Source organism: Sphingobacterium griseoflavum, assembly GCF_014653155.1.
GTDB classification, from domain to species: domain Bacteria; phylum Bacteroidota; class Bacteroidia; order Sphingobacteriales; family Sphingobacteriaceae; genus Sphingobacterium; species Sphingobacterium griseoflavum.
Window position 1 is genome coordinate 131,527 of sequence record NZ_BNAF01000006.1, and the last position, 18,391, is coordinate 149,917.

Genomic DNA, 18,391 nt, shown 5'->3' on the forward strand with positions numbered 1-18,391 from the left:
AAACAACTTATGAACCTAAATCGCGCCATCTTTTTTTCTGTATTATATGCGAGCATATCTTTCTTATGTACGTATCCTGTTTTTGGACAGGGACAAGCTTTGAAATTGTGGTACGATAAACCCGCAAATGCTAAAATTTGGGAGGAAGCCTTACCTATCGGAAATGGCCGGTTGGGCGCAATGATATACGGGATACCCCAGCGCGAAGAACTCCAGCTTAACGAAGAAACAATATGGGCAGGTGGACCCTACCGAAATGACAATGGTCATGCGAAAGGCAAACTTCGAGCGGTACAGCAAATGCTTTTTCAAGGAGAGACACGCGAAGCAGAAAAGCGAATCAATGAGGATTTTTTCACCAAGACGCACGGGATGCCGTTTCAGACCGCAGGAAGCATTATTTTAGATTTTCCTGGCCACGAAGAGTTTCAGGATTATTACCGCGAATTGAACCTAGAGAACGCTGTGGCATTAACGCGATATACCGTCGACGGTGTCCAGTACACGCGAGAGACGTTCTCATCTTTTGCTGACGATGTCATTATCATGCAATTAACAGCCAGTAAAAAAGGAGCATTGAGTTTTGATCTTAGCTACACCAGTATGGCAAAGCATCGGATCTTTAGCCACGCAAACCGTTTAATACTCGAAGGCAGGGGTGACGACCATGAAGGTATTGCTGGTCAGATAGTTTATCAGACGCATGCTGCAGTAAAGTCCCGTGATGGAAAAGTTAGTCTCACAGGGAACAAATTAAGCGTCCGGGACGCTACATCGGTGCGACTATATATCTCTATCGGAACGAATTTCGAGGATTATACGTCTGTAGGAGCTGATCATGTGCAGCGTGCCGATTCCAAATTGCAGGAAGCAATGAAAAACTCTTATAAATCAGCAATTAAAAAACATATAGCGGGCTATGGCAAGCAGTTTAGCCGGTTTAAACTACATCTAGGACAAGCAGAAGAAGCTATGGAGAAACCCACTCCGGTTCGTATACAGGAATTTCAGCGTACACAGGACCCATCACTCGTCACCTTATTGACGCAATTCGGTCGGTACTTATTGATTTGTTCCTCGCAGCCCGGAGGACAACCGGCAAACTTGCAAGGTATATGGAATAACTCAACGCAACCTGCCTGGGACAGTAAGTACACGATCAATATTAATACGGAGATGAATTATTGGCCTGCAGAAGTCACGAATTTATCAGAAACACATCAACCGCTCATCCAGATGGTCAAAGAACTGAGTGAAAGTGGAAAAGGTACCGCGAAGATATTGTATGGTGCCGATGGCTGGGTAGCGCACCACAATACGGACATATGGCGAGTTACGAGCCCAATAGATTTTGCGTCGGCGGGAATGTGGCCTACCGGTGGGACTTGGCTGACACAACATCTGTGGGAACATTATCTATACACAGGAGATAAGTCCTTCCTTCGTCGCATATATCCGGTGATGAAAGGAGCTTCCGATTTTTTGCTGACCACACTTATTCCTCATCCGGCGCATCAGGAAAAGGGCTGGATGGTATTAGCGCCTTCGATTTCGCCGGAACATGGCCCGCTGTCAGCAGGTGTCACGATGGACAACCAACTGGCCTTTGATATGCTGACACGTACTGCACTTGCCAACGAAATATTGCAAGAGGATGTCGATTACCGGAAAAGACTGTGCGCGATGGCTAAGCGTCTGCCGCCGATGCAGATCGGTAAGTATACACAGTTGCAAGAATGGCTAGAAGATCGCGACGACCCGAAAAATGAACACCGACATGTATCGCACCTCTATGGACTATACCCCGGCAATCAGATATCACCCTACCGCACGCCTGAATTATTTGAGGCGGCGCGAAACTCACTTAACTACCGGGGAGATTTAGCTACGGGCTGGTCTATTGGATGGAAAATCAATCTGTGGGCGCGTCTATTGGATGGAAATCATGCGTATAAAATTATCAAAAATATGTTGACGATTTTAAACAGTGACAATAAGGACGGGAGAACCTATCCGAATATGTACACGGCGCATCCGCCATTTCAGATTGATGGAAATTTTGGACTGACCGCTGGTGTTGCCGAGATGCTGCTTCAAAGTCATGATGGTGCAGTGCACCTGTTGCCTGCGCTGCCGAATGTTTGGCATACGGGTGGCGTGTCCGGAATCAAGGCACGTGGTGGTTTCGAGGTCGACATAGATTGGGTGCATGGTGATGTGCAAAAGGTAGTTGTGCGATCTGCTATCGGTGGAAATCTGAGGTTGCGTTCATACGTACCATTGCATGGTAAAGGACTGCAAGAGGCTCAAGGGGTGCACACAAACTACTTGCTTCATCCCGCCATAAAGGGCCTTGACGCGGTTATTGCTTCGGATGCAACCTTAAAGGGGAATACATTGAGGAAAGTTTTTGAATACGATGTGAAGACGGTACCTAACAGAAACTATAGTTTTACAAGGGCGAATTGAAAGCACGATAAACGAAAGCTTGGTACAACACTATCCGTCTTTGTAGACTACGACCATAACAAAAAAAAATAGATATTAAATAACATAGTAACACATTTATATGAACAGGCGAACAGCTAAACTTCGAATTCTGCTATACACAGGTCTTGTTTTCTTTCTGATCGATGTGTATGCGCAGAAGGCATCAAACCCGCTAATTTTTTCCGACGTCCCAGATATGTCTATAATCCGGGTAGGCGACACATACTACATGAGCAGTACAACGATGCACCTAAATCCCGGCTTGCCCTTGATGAAGTCTAAAGATTTGGTCAATTGGGAATTGTTTGGGTACGGACATACGTCTTTACAGGATATGGATGAACTTAATCTACATAACGGCAAAAGTACCTATGGCAGAGGGTCTTGGGCAAGCAGTCTCCGGTATCACAATGGTATGTATTACGTCAGTACGTTTGCGCAAACGACAGGGAAAACTTACGTATACATGACGAAAGACATAGAAAACGGGCCTTGGACCGCTAAGGAGTTCGAACCCATGATGCACGATCACACACTTTTCTTTGAGGGCGACAAAATCTACATGATATGGGGCGGAGGTAAGTTAAATATAGTCGAGCTGGAATCCGACTTTTCAGGTATTAAGCCTGAGACACAGCGCGTGCTGATCGAGAACGCCACATTGCCTAGTACACCGAAAGATAAACAAGGCGGTCTTCCAGCAGAAGGTTCCCAACTTTTTAAAGTCAACGGTAAATATTACCTGTTTAATATATCGTGGCCTCCTGGTGGCATGCGCACCGTGATCGTACACCGCGCCGACAAATTGGAAGGACCGTACGAAGGTCGTGTTGTTTTGCAGGATCAGGGTGTGGCCCAAGGTGGGCTCATCGACATGCCGGATGGTACGTGGTACGCCTATTTGTTTCAGGATCACGGTGCCGTTGGCCGCATCCCTTTCTTGGTACCTGTGACATGGGAAGATGGATGGCCCATGCTGGGAATAGCGGGAAAAGTCCCCCGCGAACTTAATCTACCTGCCAGCAAGGGATTGATACCAGGAATTGTTAATTCGGATGACTTTAACCGGAAAAATGGAGATCCTGCATTGCCGCTCGTTTGGCAGTGGAATCATAATCCGGCTGATGATCTATGGTCGGTAACAGAGCGCAAAGGCTTTTTGCGGCTCAAAACAGGACGTGTTGACGAACATTTTTTACACGCAAGAAATACCTTGACGCAACGGACATTTGGACCTACTTCTACTGCTTCGACCGCCTTGGAGCTATCGAACATGCAAGATGGCGATTTCGCAGGCCTTTCCTTACTACAAAAAAATTATGGTTTGGTAGGTGTGCGCATGGATGGAAACAAAAAGCTGCTAGTGATGATCAACGCGACGACGGGAACAGCGGAAGAAGCTGCACAGATACCTTTAGATAAGCAAAAAGTATACTTGAAAGCCGCATGTGACTTTACCAACAAAAAAGATATAGCGAACTTCTTCTATAGTCTTGACGGGAAAAATTGGATTCCAATCGGCACGCCGTTAAAGATGGCCTATACGATTCCACATTTTATGGGTTATCGCTTTGGCCTATTTAACTACGCCACCAAGGTTGTAGGTGGCTACGTTGATTTTGATTATTTTAAAATCACCCCTTAGTTAATCGCTCTTGTGTTAAAAAAAACGTGATCAATGAAAAAACGCACCTTGTTTTGTGCAGCGTTGTCTATATTTCTCACTGGGAGAGTTTTTGGGCAAAACCCTATTGTGCAAACTACGTATACGGCCGACCCAGCACCTTTAGTATATAACGATCGCTTGTACCTGTACACCACGCACGATGAAGATGAATCGACATGGTTCAATATGAATAACTGGAGGGTCTATTCTACGAATGATATGGCTAATTGGACCGATCATGGCGTCATATTGCGCTATACCGATTTCGAATGGGCCAAAGGAGATGCCTGGGCGGCACAATGTGTGGAGAAAAATGGAAAATTTTATCTCTATGTACCGGCGATATCCAAATTCAATAACAAAGGAGCAATTGGGGTTGCTGTTGGCGATACGCCATTGGGCCCCTTTTATGATCCCCTCGGTAAACCGCTTGTTCAAAGTGACTGGGGGGATATTGATCCGACCGTATTTATTGATGACGACGGCGAAGCACATATGTACTGGGGCAATCCCAAATTAAAATATGTAAAGCTCAATGAAGATATGATCTCCTACAAAGGCAATATTGTCGAAGTTCCTATGACGGAGGCATCTTTCGGGAAACGAGATGGTGATCCAGAGCGGCCATCGAAGTATGAAGAGGGACCATGGCTGTATAAAAGGAACGATCATTATTACCTATTTTGGCCGGGAGGCCCACTACCTGAATTTATCGGTTATTCGACGAGCAAATATGCCGAAGGCCCATGGACGTATGGAGGAATTGTCATGCCTGCGGAAGGCCGAGCTTTTACCAATCATCCCGGCGTAATCGATTTTCGGGGGAGAACGTATTTTTTCTATCATAATGGGGCATTACCTGGAGGTGGTGGATTTACACGTTCTGTTGCGGTTCAAGAACTTCAATTTAACGAAGACGGGAGTATTGACCCGATGAAAATGACGGATGGTATCACCGAAGCAATAGCGACCATCAATCCTTATGAGCTTACGCAGGCGGAAACGATAAATTGGTCAGAAAATGTAAAATCCTTTCAAAACGGGAAAGTGGGCGTATTTATCAAAGCAAAAGTAGATGGAGCGTACACGCGTGTCAAAAGCGTAGATTTCGGACAAACGGGGGCGTCTACTTTTGTTGCGCGCGTGGGTACCACACATAACAGTGGCATTACAATGGAGGTTAGAAGCGGATCAGTAGAAGGAAAGCTATTTGCAACGGTGAAAGTACCTTTAACGGGTGGCGATAACCGATGGCAATTGGTAGAAACAAAATTACGGCAAACGATTGTTGGTAAGCATGATCTCTATTTTGTGTTTAAAGGACAAGTCCCTTCCAATGTGATGTACTTCGATTGCTGGAAATTTGTTAAAGATTAGCATATGGCGAATCATCTAAGCTTTTATAGCATCGGGCTGTTTAACTGTAAGCGCAAATCGTTGTTAAAGATTCTTTGCGCCATGACGGCTGTTATAGCGCTGTGTGTACCGCTATCTGCGAAGGCATCTGTCCGGCTTCCCGAATTGATAAGCGACCGCATGGTATTGCAGCGGGATACCAAGCTTAGCATTTGGGGATGGGCTGATAGCGGTGAAAAGGTAACGGTACGTTTTCGCGATGTATATTATGAGACTGAGGCTGATGCCGACGGCACATGGGCGGTCGAGTTGCCTCCTCAACCACATGGTGGCCCATTTATCATGGAAATCAATGAAATCATTATCCGAGATTTGCTGATTGGCGATGTCTGGCTTTGCTCTGGGCAGTCCAACATGGAAACACCTATTGTAAGACTGGTTGATGCTTATCCCGAGATCAATGTGTCGAACAACCACATGATCCGCTATTTTAAGGTGCCCACGCAAAATAGCGTACAGTCTGTGCAAGAGAATATGGGGAAGGGTGCCAGCTGGCATTCTGCAATCGCATCCGATGTGATGAGCTGGACAGCGCTTGCCTATTTTTTCGCGCAGGAAGCCTATCAGCATACAGGCGTGCCGGTAGGCATGCTGGTTTCGAGTCTTGGTGGTAGCCATATCGAAAGCTGGATCAGCCAGGAAAGCCTGAAAGAATTCCCCTCGCTTTTGGTTGACCGAGATGCGTTGGATAATCTCCGCATCATAGGCCAGGACAAGGGGATCGACAAATGGATAAAGCCCGAATGGAACGATCGCGATTGGGGTAGCGTAGAGATACCCGGCGATTGGCTCTCACAGGGCATTAAGGCAAAGGGGGTTGTCTATTTTAGGAAGACATTTGATGTGCCAAACAATAAAGAAGGACGTCATGCAAAGTTGTATATGGGAACCATGTCCGATAGTGATTCGGTGTTCGTCAATGGCCATTTGGTTGGCGCTACATCATATATGTACCCACCTCGCAAATACGACATACCGGCAGGTGTGTTGCGCGCCGGCGGGAATAACATAACCGTTAGGCTACGCGCAAATGCTGGAAACGGTGCTTTTATTCCCGAGAAAGTATATCAGATAAAAGGAGATGGTTTTGAAGTTGATCTATCCGGCACATGGAAATATAGGGTAGGGATAGACCTTAGTTATGCGAAAAACTATCAAGATCGCCTTCAAAACCTCGGATCTGCTGGCTCTGGGTTATACAATGGCATGATTTACCCTATTCGGGATTATGCGATCAAAGGGGTTATTTGGTACCAAGGCGAATCGAACAGTGGGCAACCGAAATTTTACCAACGCTATTTAGAACTTCTCTTGGATGATTGGAGAACACTTTTGCGGCGCCCAGATCTCCCATTCCTATTGATGCAACTTCCCAATTTTATGGCGAGACAACGACAACCGTCCGAATCCGGATGGGCGGCCATTCGGGAGGCTCAGTTTAAGGTTGCTCTGCAGGATGCTCATACGGCATTGGCCGTGGCATACGATATCGGCGAATGGAATGATATCCATCCACTAAATAAAAAAGATATGGCTAAGCGGCTTTTTTTGGGCGCCCGAAAGCTTGTATACAAAGATAAGATCGTTAGCTCCGGGCCCCTTTATACACAGATGGAGATACAGGAGGACAAAATCGTCCTACATTTTGCGGAAATAGGTGGGGGGCTTACGAGTCGGGATGGTCAATCGCTAAGGCACTTCGCGATTGCTGGTGAAGACCGCAAATTCGTTTGGGGGAATGCAGTGGTCAAAGGAGACCGGGTGATCGTGAGCCATCCGCAGATCAAAAATCCAGTAGCGGTGAGGTATGCTTGGAGCGATAATCCGGAAGCAGCCAACCTCATCAATAAAGAAGGTTTACTGGCCTCGCCTTTTCGAACAGATCAATGGGAAGTACATGATGAACTTAGAAAATAATACGAGTTATGATAAGATATAGATTAAAATGGAAAGTAGCACATAAATCGGCTATATTGGGCGTAGCGATGTTATGCGTCTACCCACTTTTTGGACAGACACCCTCGCCGGCAACAAAAAAAATGACAGATAGATTTGTCCACCGAGCCGCCGGGAACCCGTACTTGCCCCTTTGGGAACATTTGCCGGACGGCGAGCCGCGCGTTTTCGAAGATCCCGATCAACCCGGCAAATACCGCGCTTATATTGTCGGTTCACATGATCTGCGCTACACAAGCTATTGCGGCCCTGATATTCGCATGTGGTCGGCCCCTGTCGAAGATTTATCCAGTTGGCGGGATGAGGGGCCTATTTTCACTTACGAAATCGATGGACAGTGGGATGTCATGTACGCGCCTGATTTGGTAGAAGTGAAACGACGCGATGGGACAAAAGAATACTACTTATACCCGCACAGCCGAGGGCCGAATCGTGAAGCAATGGTTGCCAAAGGCGAACGTCCGGATGGCCCTTTCACGCCGATCAACCTCACTGAGGATGGAACTCGAACGGTATCTGGAAGCATATTAGGTTTTGATCCGGCTATTTTTATAGAACAGATTGATGACCCGAACGATCGCGATTTTAATATCGGATTTAGGGCTTATGCCTATTGGGGCTTTCAGCGATCGCTAGCAGCAGAGTTAGACCAGAACACGATGTATAGCGTTCGTCCAGGTACCCAAGTGATTGATCGCTTCATTCCGGCCAGTGCACGATACGGTGTATTGCGCGATCCAGCAGGAACAATATTCAACCATATCCTCCCCGGCGAGGATCTCGGATCATTTAATTTCTTTGAAGCCTCTTCTATTCGGAAAGTGGGAAATAAATATGTATCGGTTTACAGTGGTTATTCAGGCCCCGAGTATGGCTTAGGGAGCTCCAACTCCACACTCCGCTATTTGGTTGGTGATTCTCCTTTGGGGCCATGGAAAAGCGGTGGCGTGCTCGTAGATTCGCGCGGACCTGTGCTGAACCAAGACGGAACGGCACTGGAAATTACAAACGGTGGACATAATACACACGGCAGTATCGAGTCGATCAACGATCAATGGTATGTTTTTTACCATAGACCACCCAGAAATTTTGGTTTTGCCCGCCAAGCGGTCGTTGCACCTATCCACGTCGAATGGGACGAGGTACCCGTTGCAAAAGGCGGTACGGTACGTATACGTGCGTTTGACCCCTATGGGGATGATTACAAATGGACAGCAAAAGATCGTCAAGGGAAAGAATATACGGGCGCAGAGGTTACCTCCGAAGGTTTTCATATGTATGGCCTTGATCCTTACCAATACTACAGTGCGGGGTATGCAAGCTACCTTTCAAATGTTGGAAGCCAGCAAGATTCGTGGGATATTTGGGATAACCATATGCCTATTAAAGTCAAGAATAGCGATATAATTGGATACAAGTATTTTGGATTTGGGGGCTTGGACAAAGCTCAGCACGGCCTGAAAGCATTCAAGGGAACGGCAGCAGGCAACCAAACGGCTTTCAACTTATTTTTGATACCGAAGACTACGGAGGCCTTCAAGGTGAATGTTTGGTTAGATGGTCCATGGGATAACGCAACCTGGAAAGGGAAAAAGATCGGCGAGATTGCCGTGCCGGCTAATACTATCGCAAAAGAAAGGAGGTTCACGATCGATGTGTCACAGTTTGTAGATGATTTGGAAGAAAAACATGCTGTGTTTCTCGTAGCGGAAGGATCGGGGGATCAGCAACTTTTTGAATTGAGTGGTCTTGGATTTAGTTCGAAAAACACGCCGCTTGCGCGTCCGAAAATTCCGACAGTAAAAATAGCAGTAGACGGGCAAGTTATCGAGTTGCCATCCCATCCGGTCAGATCGACGAACCAAAATGGGATCACAGCGTACGATATCTACGAAACCACCTATAAGCTTCCTCAAAGCTCTACCGCAGTACCAACGGTACGTGCAACGAGCGATCATGACGATGTGAAAATATCTGTTGAACAGGCTTCAGACCGGTTCGGGACTGCTATCGCGATATTTGACTACAATGGTGTCATCAAGACCTACCGCATACATTATTCATCTTAAGAAATAATTAGGGAGTCGTTGCACAGCCCCGCCCATAAAGTATACACTTATGAAATTATCTATGAAGTATCTTTTTCTTGCGCTCACTGCACTTACCTTTTTTGCAAGCTGCCAAAGCACGAAAACGGTGAAATATCCATTTCGGGATCCTGATCTTCCCTTGGAGAAACGTATTGACAATTTAGTGAGTCTGCTTTCGCTTGATGAGAAGGTCGGACTGATGATGAATAGCTCCAAGGCTGTTCCGCGTCTCGAGATCCCCGCTTACGACTGGTGGAACGAAGCCTTGCACGGTGTTGCACGCGCGGGAAAAGCCACCGTATTTCCGCAAGCGATCGGCATGGCCGCTACTTGGAACACAGAAAAGCATTACGAAACGTTTAACATCATTTCTGATGAAGCACGTGCGAAATACAACGAAGCGATCGCAGCGGATGAACGCGGACGCTATTACGGATTATCCTTTTGGACACCGAATATCAATATCTTTCGGGATCCACGATGGGGAAGGGGACAAGAAACCTACGGCGAGGATCCCTATTTGACGACACAATTCGGACTGGCGACAGTAAAGGGCTTGCAGGGCGACGATTCAACCTATTTTAAAACCCATGCCTGTGCGAAACATTACGCCGTGCATAGTGGACCCGAATGGAATAGGCATTCTTATGATGCCGTTGTATCTGAGCGCGATCTGTGGGAAACGTATCTTCCCGCTTTCAAAGCTTTGGTACAAAAAGGTAATGTGCAGGAGGTGATGTGCGCTTATAACGCTTTTGAAGGAAAGCCCTGCTGCGGAAGCGATAAACTCTTGCAGCAGATTTTACGTGACGACTGGGGATTCGATGGCATGGTGGTATCCGATTGCTGGGCCATCAATGACTTTTATGAAAAAGATCATCACCAAACGCACGAAACACCTGAAGACGCCGTTACTGCTGCTGTCATCGCAACGACAGATTTGGAGTGCGGAACTGCTTACGAGCACCTTATAGCAGCTGTTAAGGCCAATTTGATTTCAGAGGCGCAGATTGATGTTTCGCTACGCCGTGTACTGCGCGGGTGGTTTCAGTTAGGCATGTTTGATCCCCCGGAAAACTCACCATGGCACGATCTTTCTTATGATATTGTAGCGTCTGACAAACACCGGCAACAGGCATTAGACGTAGCCCGCCAATCGATGACATTACTCAAGAATGACCGGCAGACATTACCTTTACGTAAAGACCTCAAGCGGATTGCGGTAGTGGGTGCCAATGCGACGGATAGCTTGATGCTTTGGGGGAATTACAACGGTACTCCGGTATCGACGGTTACGATTCTTGATGGAATTCGTCAGAAAGTTCCCGGTACGGAAGTAATTTTCGAAAGAGGAAGCGATTTGGTCGACCCTTGGGTAAAAACTTCACTTTATGATTCGTTTATCGCAAAGGAGAACGGCAAAAAAGGCTTGGAAGTAGCCTTCTACAACAACAATTCATTGGAAGGGGATCCTGTCCTGACCACGATTAACGGTCTCGGTATCGAGTATAGCAATCGCGGAGGCACGGCGTTGGCGCAAGGCGTACATATGGAGCATACATCAACACGTATTTCCGGAATTTTTGTGGCACCCTATACCGGAGAGGTTGTGTTTAAAGCCAATGCATACGATGGGTATGTGTTGAAGATAGACGGAAAGGAAGTTGCGCGAAAGCAGGGCGAATCTGCTATACAGGGCGAGGAGTATGTTATAAAGGTAGAGCGTGGCAAATCATATCCAATCATTATGGAACACCGGCAAATGGGTAAGATTAATATCATTGGACTTTCCGTGTACAGAAAAGAGCGTGCAGAATTTTCTAAACTTACTGCGCGATTGAAAGATGTGGATGCCATCATCTATGTGGGCGGGCTTTCTCCGCAATTGGAAGGTGAGGAAATGTATGTTGACTTTGATGGATTTCGGGGTGGAGATCGAACGGCGATTGATTTGCCCGAAGTGCAACGCGCGTTATTAGCGGCATTGCGCAAGACGGGTAAACCGGTCACATTCGTGCTGTGTACCGGGAGTTCGCTTGCATTGGCGCAGGATGAATCAAATTATGATGCGCTGTTGTGTGCTTGGTATGCCGGCGAAAAGGCAGGAATTGCAGTTGCCGACGTTCTGTTTGGTGATTATAATCCGGCTGGAAGGCTTCCAGTCACGTTCTACAAATCGCTGGATCAATTGGATAATGCCCTAACGAAGGACGATAGTTCCCGGCAGGGTTTTGAAAATTATGACATGCAGGGCCGGACATACCGCTACATGAAAGATAAACCATTATACGCATTTGGTCATGGTCTTAGCTTTTCAAAGTTCCGGTATGATAAGCCTCTCAAGGTGCCAGTGCAGATCGATGGTAAGAACGGACTTGAAATTGTTTTGCCCGTAGAAAACAGTTCTGCGGTAGATGGCGAGGAAGTGGTACAGGTTTATGTACGTCGCAACGATGACCCCAACGCACCGAACAAATCACTGCAGGCATTTCAACGAGTAGCTGTGGCGGCAGGACAAAAAGAACAAGTGAAATTGTCTATCGGTGCAGAAGCGTTCATGTTTTATGATCGTTCAAAGCGAGGCTTAACGCTCAAACCGGGAAATTACACGCTACTGTATGGGGGGACGTCTGATGAGGGAAATTTAAAAAGCGTTAGTGTTCAGGTGCTATAACGTTACCGGAGACAGAAGGGCAGTTCCATGCACGCGGGGAGAAGGCTTGAAAACTGGCCAAATCCACTAGTGATACGTATAGACGCCTACAGCTATAAACAATAATATTTGCCCGTATCAATTTGATGCTGGCAAATATTATTGCAGTTCGTCAATAAGCCGATCGATACATGCTGTTACGCGCCTGCGATCGGATTCGTCTTTAATATTTAATCCACAAAATGTTGTGCCGACGGCTCTAGCGTGCGTATTAAGGTAGTAAATCCCGGCGACAAGCAAGGCAAATAATGGTGTGGCATCCTGCTTGAAATTGTTGATGGAGTTTACCGCATTGATCAACTGGTTACCAAGCTCTTCACGCTCCATTACAATTCCCTTAAGCACATCATTATTCCCCGCCAATTCCCAAATGATCATTTGCTTCAGCAAATCACTTTCGTAAATCTGGTTGAATTGATCATTTAAAATTTCCTTTACGTCTTTTTTATCGAAATTCTCAGGCGCAGCTTTATGATTCAACCAAAAATCCTTCGATCGAAGATATTCCTTAATGAGATTATCAAAATCGCCAAAATGAAAGTATATCAGCTTCTTATCAACCCCCGAGGCAGCTTCCACCTTGGTAACTTTCAATTCTGTGAAGCCTTCTGTCTCCAAAATATGACCCACCGCATCCAATAATTTTTGCTTGGTTTTTATGGCTCTCGCCGACTGCTTTCTTTCCATAGCAATAAAAGTAAAAAAAAAATCGTATCAAAAAATTTATTGCTTATCATATGTAGCGCAAAATTTACATCTTCAGCGATGTACGACTGCCATACACATCTACAGGAATGCATTCTTTAATGATAAAGCGCTAACCTTTGATTGGGATTAATTCACTGATTTGATGCACGGTGCTGTGCGTTTGCGATGCTTGCTGCTGACCGAAAAAACAGCGATTAGCTTTGAAATTTGGGGACAGGAAAGGTTAATACGACGGTTGTTCCTTCTCCTATTTTGCTTTCGATATGGATGCTACCTTGCAATCGCTTTAATATCTTGCTGACCAAGCTTAGGCCGACGCCGGTTCCATCAAAATCGCGTGCGTTTGAACCACGGTAAAATAGTTCGAATAGGTTGGCCATTTCATCTTCGGGAATGCCAATCCCATTGTCTTTGACGTAATATATCGTTGCGCCTTCCCGGAGCTCACTATCTATGCTGATTGTAGGAACGGTTTCGTTTGTTGTATATCTGACAGCATTTCCCACCACGCTGTAAAAAAGTTGTTGTACTAAACTCCCGTCACCAAATACAGGTAGTAATTCGCCAATTTGGAATTGCGCAGACGGAGCATCTAGCGTATTTTTAATTTCTGTACAAACACGCTCGATCACCTCAGACATGGCGACATAGGCATGGGAACTTTCATATAACCTTACCTCATTCACGCGCAACGTGTGATTTAAAATACTTTCCATGCTGCCTATTGATGCGAGGATGGCGTCGCACCATTTATGGATTTCAGAGGAGGGCATGTTTGTTTTTGAACGCATAAACTGTGCACCCATCTTGATGACGCCCAGCGGGTTCTTTAGGTCGTGGGAGAGATTATTGGTTAAAAGTTCCAATTCCTTATTGAATGACATCATTGCATCCTGCTCTTCCAGCAATTGCAGCGCTTTTTTTCGAGGCGTCACGTCGGTGGACGTATGTAAGATCGAAGATGTCCTACCGCTCTCATCTAAAATGGCCTGATACTCAAAGTCAAAGTATTTTATTTCACTTTTCCCATCGATTGTAATTTCTGCAGGATAGGCTGTTGCGCGATACGTTACCCCAGAGTGCCAAACATTGAGCAATAAATCGGTAAAACCTTGTTCGGTGAATGTTGGAAAAACATCACCAAATTTTCTTCCGACGATATCATCAGACTTTCCCCAAACAGCAAGCATAGCTGGATTAACGAAACGTATATTCAAATCCGCGTCGTCATATATCGCAATCCCTTGGGGTGCATTGGCAATAATCCCCAAAATTTGTTTGATGTTATAATTCATAAAGTCGATGATATCGCTAAGATACATAACAAACTTCAAAAACAATTGTTTATTGAAATTTAATAATAAATCCCGGACTTGGGAGGCCCAGGATTTAAACTAATCATTTACCTTATTTTATGAATCATGTATTGAACGCTCGGCAGCGCAAAACGTTTTTAAAAAAATAAAAATGACACTTGCGGAAACCATATCTCCTCGTTTAGGGTTTATCCTATGTGATGGCATCGGTCCAAGCGACCTATCCAAAACGCCTGCTGCAGGAATTTGGGAGACGACGTTTTCAGCCGTGCTATTGAAGGATGTTTTATATTAATTTTATTTATTCTAGCCGCATCTAAGATCCACATGTGGGCTCTTAGGATCTGCTTGGTATTACCGACTAAAAAATGAACATGCAATTTAACAGACAATTTGAACACGAAGTAGGGGCTAAGCGTATTCTTTTCGATGTGACCTACAACCCAAAAACGCATTATTTCGAGGTTTTCGAATCCGGTCAGCAAGAGGGCTATTTGTTGAAATTCGATATGGAAACACGCGCTTGGAGTACCGAAGGGCCCGCAGCGCCAACTATACCTGCCGAGGATCTAGCGCTTTTGGTGCAAAAGCAGTTCGGACATTTCGTCTGATGCGACAATAGGCGTATCGCTGAGACGTATTCTAGCAATTATTGGAAGATCTTAAAACTACATAAGAAATGAAAATATCAAGTAATATTTTGGCAGGTGCTGCTGGTGCCCTTGTCCTCAATGTCATACATGAACTGGTCCGAAAAAACGTGAAGGACGCTCCGCAGGTAAATAAACTTGGGGAAGAAGGCGTCATTAAAATAAGCAAAGCGCTGGGCGGAAAACCACCGAAAGGAGAGAAACTTTACACGGCAGCACTCGGGGGTGACTTGATAGGTAACGCGTTTTACTACAGTGCGGTGGGGAAGGGATCTTCTAAATATATTTGGTGGCGCGGGCTCGGTTTGGGAATTACTGCTGGAATCGGCGCTTTGACATTACCGAAAAAACTAGGGCTTAACGATAAACCGGTCAACGGTTCGACCAAAACGAAAGCATTGACTGTTTTGTGGTATACAGTGGGTGGACTTGCTGCAGCTGGAGCGGCAAAACTCTTGCAAGAACAAGAAGGGGATCCGAGGCCCAAGCAAGCGTCTTCAGCGGAGTTAGAATAGCTATCCCATTTTTTATTTTTTGAACGAAAGCGAACTTCTATGGTTCATATAAAAGCAACCATCCGGAGGTGTTTACATCCGGTGTTCTTATTTAACAACATAAAAAAACAAAATGGAAAATAGAGAAGAAAATCTGTCGGGCCTAGATGCTCTACAAAAAATCCGTACTATTGTTGATGAAGCTAAAACCTGTTTCTTTTGTACTGATATCCGCACAGGTATACCGATGTCCGTGCGACCAATGGCCGTATTGGATGTGGACGATCAAGGTTACCTATGGTTTATTACAGCTAAGGATACGAAAAAAGAAGAAGAGGTGGACCATAATCCATTCGTCCATTTGATGATGCAAACCGGACAGCAAGCGGGCTTTCTGAATCTTTATGGCATAGCTGAGGAACAGGAGGATCAACAAAAGATCGATGAACTATGGAACCCGACGTTGGATGTTTGGTTTGATGGCCCAGAAGATGCTGAAGTTGCGCTACTACGTGTTGAGGTATTGGAGGGACACTATTGGGATAATAAGCACAGTGCACCTGTAGCAGCATTCAAAGGGCTTAAAGCGTTGATTACGGGTAAGCCGGATCAGGAAGATACTGTTCATGGTGATATAACACTATAAAACTTGCCCGAAGGAAGCGTGGGCTTTGCTCCCCAAGCTATTTAATGCTTGGGGAGCTTTTTTATTCTTGTAATATGCTGGCCAATACCTCATTAAAATGGGAAAGAAATGCGTCCAAATCGTCACTCGTACGACTACTGATCAAAAATCCGTCCTGTACGACAGCTTGATCAATCCATTGTCCATGAGCACGTATAATGTCTGTTTTTATTGAAGCTACGGAAGTCAGCTTTTTGTTACGGATACAATCCAGTTCCAGCAGCGGCCAAATGCCATGGCACAGTGTTCCAATAGGTTTGGAATGATCTATAAAGTGCTGCACAAAATCTAGCACGGCAACATTAGTTCGCAAGTTATCGATGCTTAATGCTCCTCCAGGCATAATCAAGGCGTCGAACATCGCCGGATCGGCCTCCTGCAAATGTTCATCAATGGCATATGATGCCCCCCAATCCTTATAGTTCCAAGACCGGACAAATTCCCCTTGCTTAGGTGATATCAAAACGAGCTTACTCTCTTTGTGGGATTTGAAAAATTGTTGCGATCCTTTGACTGCCCATTCGTCAAAGCCATCGGATATCAGGATAGCTATCGTATTTTTCATTCGATTCTTCTTTTGCATATAGACGGTCGACGGCTAAAATAGTTTTCAAAATATGCCGGAAAAGCGGTGAATATACTTAACAAAAAAAAGTGCATAAATTTTATTTTTGCACTTTTTTATCCTGTTATAGTAACCATCACCTAAGCAGACATCTGCCGTTTGTAAACCGATAGCTGCTTTTGTAAAAACTTTCTGGTATGATGGATCCGAGTTTTTATCGTGCCTTCCGGCATACCAAATTCTTCGGCTAATTCGCGATATTTGTAGCCATCCATATACTTCATGAATAGATCATAATAATCTGTGGGCAGTTTCTTTAAAGCGATTTGTATATCGTTCATGACGAATTTTCCTTCTACAGCGTTTTGGGTAAATGGCTCGGAGCAGCCTTCATCGCGGTAACCCACACTTTGGTAATTTTCGTATTGCACCTGCTTTTGGTTGCGGCGATAGTGGTTTATGTAAACATTCTTCATGATCACATATAACCAAGCAACTAATTTCGGATTATTGAAAAATTTATCTAAATATTTGATCGATCTAACCATAGTTTCTTGAACAAGTTCTTCAATCTCTTCGGGATCTTTGGTGAACTTAAATGCAATATTCTTGAGAATCCCTTGGTTTTTTTGTAATGTCAAATTCAGTTGTTTGCTTTCCATGGTATGCATGTTTTAGTGTTCGTTGATGTACAGGGTTATGTACAAAAACGATGCAAACAATATTCAAAAAATACTTTATTAATAGGTAAGGGTGAAGAAGTACTATAAATACCTATCGAGCAGATTATTTTACATAAGCCGTCTTTTCTAGGTTAATGCCCGCTTTAACGGATGTTTTTTATTTAGCCTAAGCGATATGGAAGTTTTAAGCTACCTTTAAAATAACGTATTTGTTAGTATGCCACGGATAAATACCCTCGGGCAAGATTTTTCAACTGTTTTCGATGCAAATATGCGCCATTTACCGCAAAACATATTGATTAACAATATAAAATACGTTAAAGTGCCATGTGAGTCCCCTCGCTTTGAAACTAATTATCGGATAAGCTGTTCATTAAATAAAACACTTGGAATGAGGACTCGCACTATACTATTTCTATTTATGCTAACCTTGTCGGCCTGCAAATCGGAAGATAGGTCTCAAGAACGCGCCTCTTCGACCATCCGTCAATTAGTTTTGTTGCGAACCGAAGGTTTGGCATTAGCTGAATTTGTAGAAGCGAAATCCCAAGATTCAGATGTCATCCAAATGGGCAAGCAGCTCAAATCTTATTACCAGCAAACACATCCCGAATTTTTAAATGCTTGTGCGGGAAATAAGTTAGATTTGGATGACTCAGATTTTGATTCATTATGGACAAGCATAAGCGATCGCTTCCAAAAAAGCAATCAATCTATCGAAAATACTTGCCTCTATTTGTGCGAGGAAAATATCAAAGCATCCATCAATCTCTACGAGGAAATAATCCAGCAACATGAATTTGAAGAAATAAGTTATTTCTCTTTTATTGCCCTGCCAGATCTTTATAATCAACAAGAATATTTAAATAATTTGAGATCTAACATGCGCTTTCAACAAGCCCAGATACAGCTTTGATAGTAAATGTTAATCGCGGTGCTGACGCATAAACATGTCAGCG

General features: G+C 44.8%; 15 protein-coding genes. 11 read left to right on the forward strand and 4 right to left on the reverse strand.

What is annotated here, in order from left to right:
* Nucleotides 1-9: 9 nt before the first annotated feature.
* The 6 genes from IE165_RS09335 to IE165_RS09360 all read left to right on the forward strand — a co-directional run bounded on the left by IE165_RS09335 (nt 10) and on the right by IE165_RS09360 (nt 12,292).
* Nucleotides 10-2,469, forward strand: a complete 2,460-nt coding sequence (locus IE165_RS09335; protein ID WP_189626348.1) for a glycoside hydrolase family 95 protein — start codon at nt 10-12, stop codon at nt 2,467-2,469.
* Between the two features lie 100 nt (nt 2,470-2,569).
* A complete protein-coding gene (locus IE165_RS09340) occupies nt 2,570-4,135 on the forward strand; it encodes a glycoside hydrolase family 43 protein (protein ID WP_189626349.1) in 1,566 nt (521 codons plus the stop codon).
* A 33-nt stretch (nt 4,136-4,168) separates the two neighbouring features.
* Nucleotides 4,169-5,533 (forward strand): glycoside hydrolase family 43 protein, encoded by a 1,365-nt coding sequence (locus IE165_RS09345; protein ID WP_189626350.1) that lies wholly within the window; start codon nt 4,169-4,171, stop codon nt 5,531-5,533.
* Nucleotides 5,534-5,536: 3 nt separating this feature from the next.
* Nucleotides 5,537-7,489, forward strand: coding sequence for a sialate O-acetylesterase (locus tag IE165_RS09350; RefSeq protein ID WP_189626351.1), 1,953 nt, complete (start codon nt 5,537-5,539; stop codon nt 7,487-7,489).
* An 8-nt stretch (nt 7,490-7,497) separates the two neighbouring features.
* A complete protein-coding gene (locus tag IE165_RS09355) occupies nt 7,498-9,597 on the forward strand; it encodes a hypothetical protein (protein ID WP_189626352.1) in 2,100 nt (699 codons plus the stop codon).
* 49 nt (nt 9,598-9,646) lie between these two features.
* Nucleotides 9,647-12,292 (forward strand): glycoside hydrolase family 3 C-terminal domain-containing protein, encoded by a 2,646-nt coding sequence (locus IE165_RS09360; RefSeq protein ID WP_229826483.1) that lies wholly within the window; start codon nt 9,647-9,649, stop codon nt 12,290-12,292.
* A 138-nt stretch (nt 12,293-12,430) separates the two neighbouring features.
* On the opposite strand, the gene IE165_RS09365 is transcribed toward IE165_RS09360, so the two are convergent.
* Nucleotides 12,431-13,018 (reverse strand): TetR/AcrR family transcriptional regulator, encoded by a 588-nt coding sequence (locus IE165_RS09365; protein WP_189626353.1) that lies wholly within the window; start codon nt 13,016-13,018, stop codon nt 12,431-12,433.
* Between the two features lie 215 nt (nt 13,019-13,233).
* Nucleotides 13,234-14,373 (reverse strand): PAS domain-containing sensor histidine kinase, encoded by a 1,140-nt coding sequence (locus tag IE165_RS09370; RefSeq protein WP_189626354.1) that lies wholly within the window; start codon nt 14,371-14,373, stop codon nt 13,234-13,236.
* Nucleotides 14,374-14,506: 133 nt separating this feature from the next.
* Here IE165_RS09370 and IE165_RS09375 point away from each other — a divergent pair, with 133 nt between their 5' ends.
* The 4 genes from IE165_RS09375 to IE165_RS09390 all read left to right on the forward strand — a co-directional run bounded on the left by IE165_RS09375 (nt 14,507) and on the right by IE165_RS09390 (nt 16,145).
* On the forward strand, nt 14,507-14,650 hold the full coding sequence (locus IE165_RS09375) for a hypothetical protein (protein WP_189626355.1): 144 nt from the start codon (nt 14,507-14,509) through the stop codon (nt 14,648-14,650).
* 79 nt (nt 14,651-14,729) lie between these two features.
* Nucleotides 14,730-14,966, forward strand: coding sequence for a hypothetical protein (locus IE165_RS09380; RefSeq protein WP_189626356.1), 237 nt, complete (start codon nt 14,730-14,732; stop codon nt 14,964-14,966).
* A 68-nt stretch (nt 14,967-15,034) separates the two neighbouring features.
* The gene (locus IE165_RS09385) at nt 15,035-15,520 is read left to right on the forward strand and encodes a hypothetical protein (protein WP_189626357.1); all 486 of its coding nucleotides are present in this window, start codon (nt 15,035-15,037) and stop codon (nt 15,518-15,520) included.
* Nucleotides 15,521-15,632: 112 nt separating this feature from the next.
* Nucleotides 15,633-16,145, forward strand: a complete 513-nt coding sequence (locus tag IE165_RS09390) for a pyridoxamine 5'-phosphate oxidase family protein (RefSeq protein ID WP_189626358.1) — start codon at nt 15,633-15,635, stop codon at nt 16,143-16,145.
* A gap of 61 nt (nt 16,146-16,206) precedes the next feature.
* Here the strand turns inward: IE165_RS09390 and IE165_RS09395 are convergent, their stop codons facing one another.
* Complete coding sequence (locus IE165_RS09395) at nt 16,207-16,749, reverse strand: DJ-1/PfpI family protein (RefSeq protein ID WP_229826484.1); 543 nt, start codon at nt 16,747-16,749, stop codon at nt 16,207-16,209.
* A gap of 140 nt (nt 16,750-16,889) precedes the next feature.
* A complete protein-coding gene (locus tag IE165_RS09400; RefSeq protein WP_189626360.1) occupies nt 16,890-17,411 on the reverse strand; it encodes an RNA polymerase sigma factor in 522 nt (173 codons plus the stop codon).
* 238 nt (nt 17,412-17,649) lie between these two features.
* Between IE165_RS09400 and IE165_RS09405 the strand changes: the two genes are divergently transcribed.
* On the forward strand, nt 17,650-18,348 hold the full coding sequence (locus IE165_RS09405) for a hypothetical protein (protein ID WP_189626361.1): 699 nt from the start codon (nt 17,650-17,652) through the stop codon (nt 18,346-18,348).
* Nucleotides 18,349-18,391 lie beyond the last annotated feature (43 nt).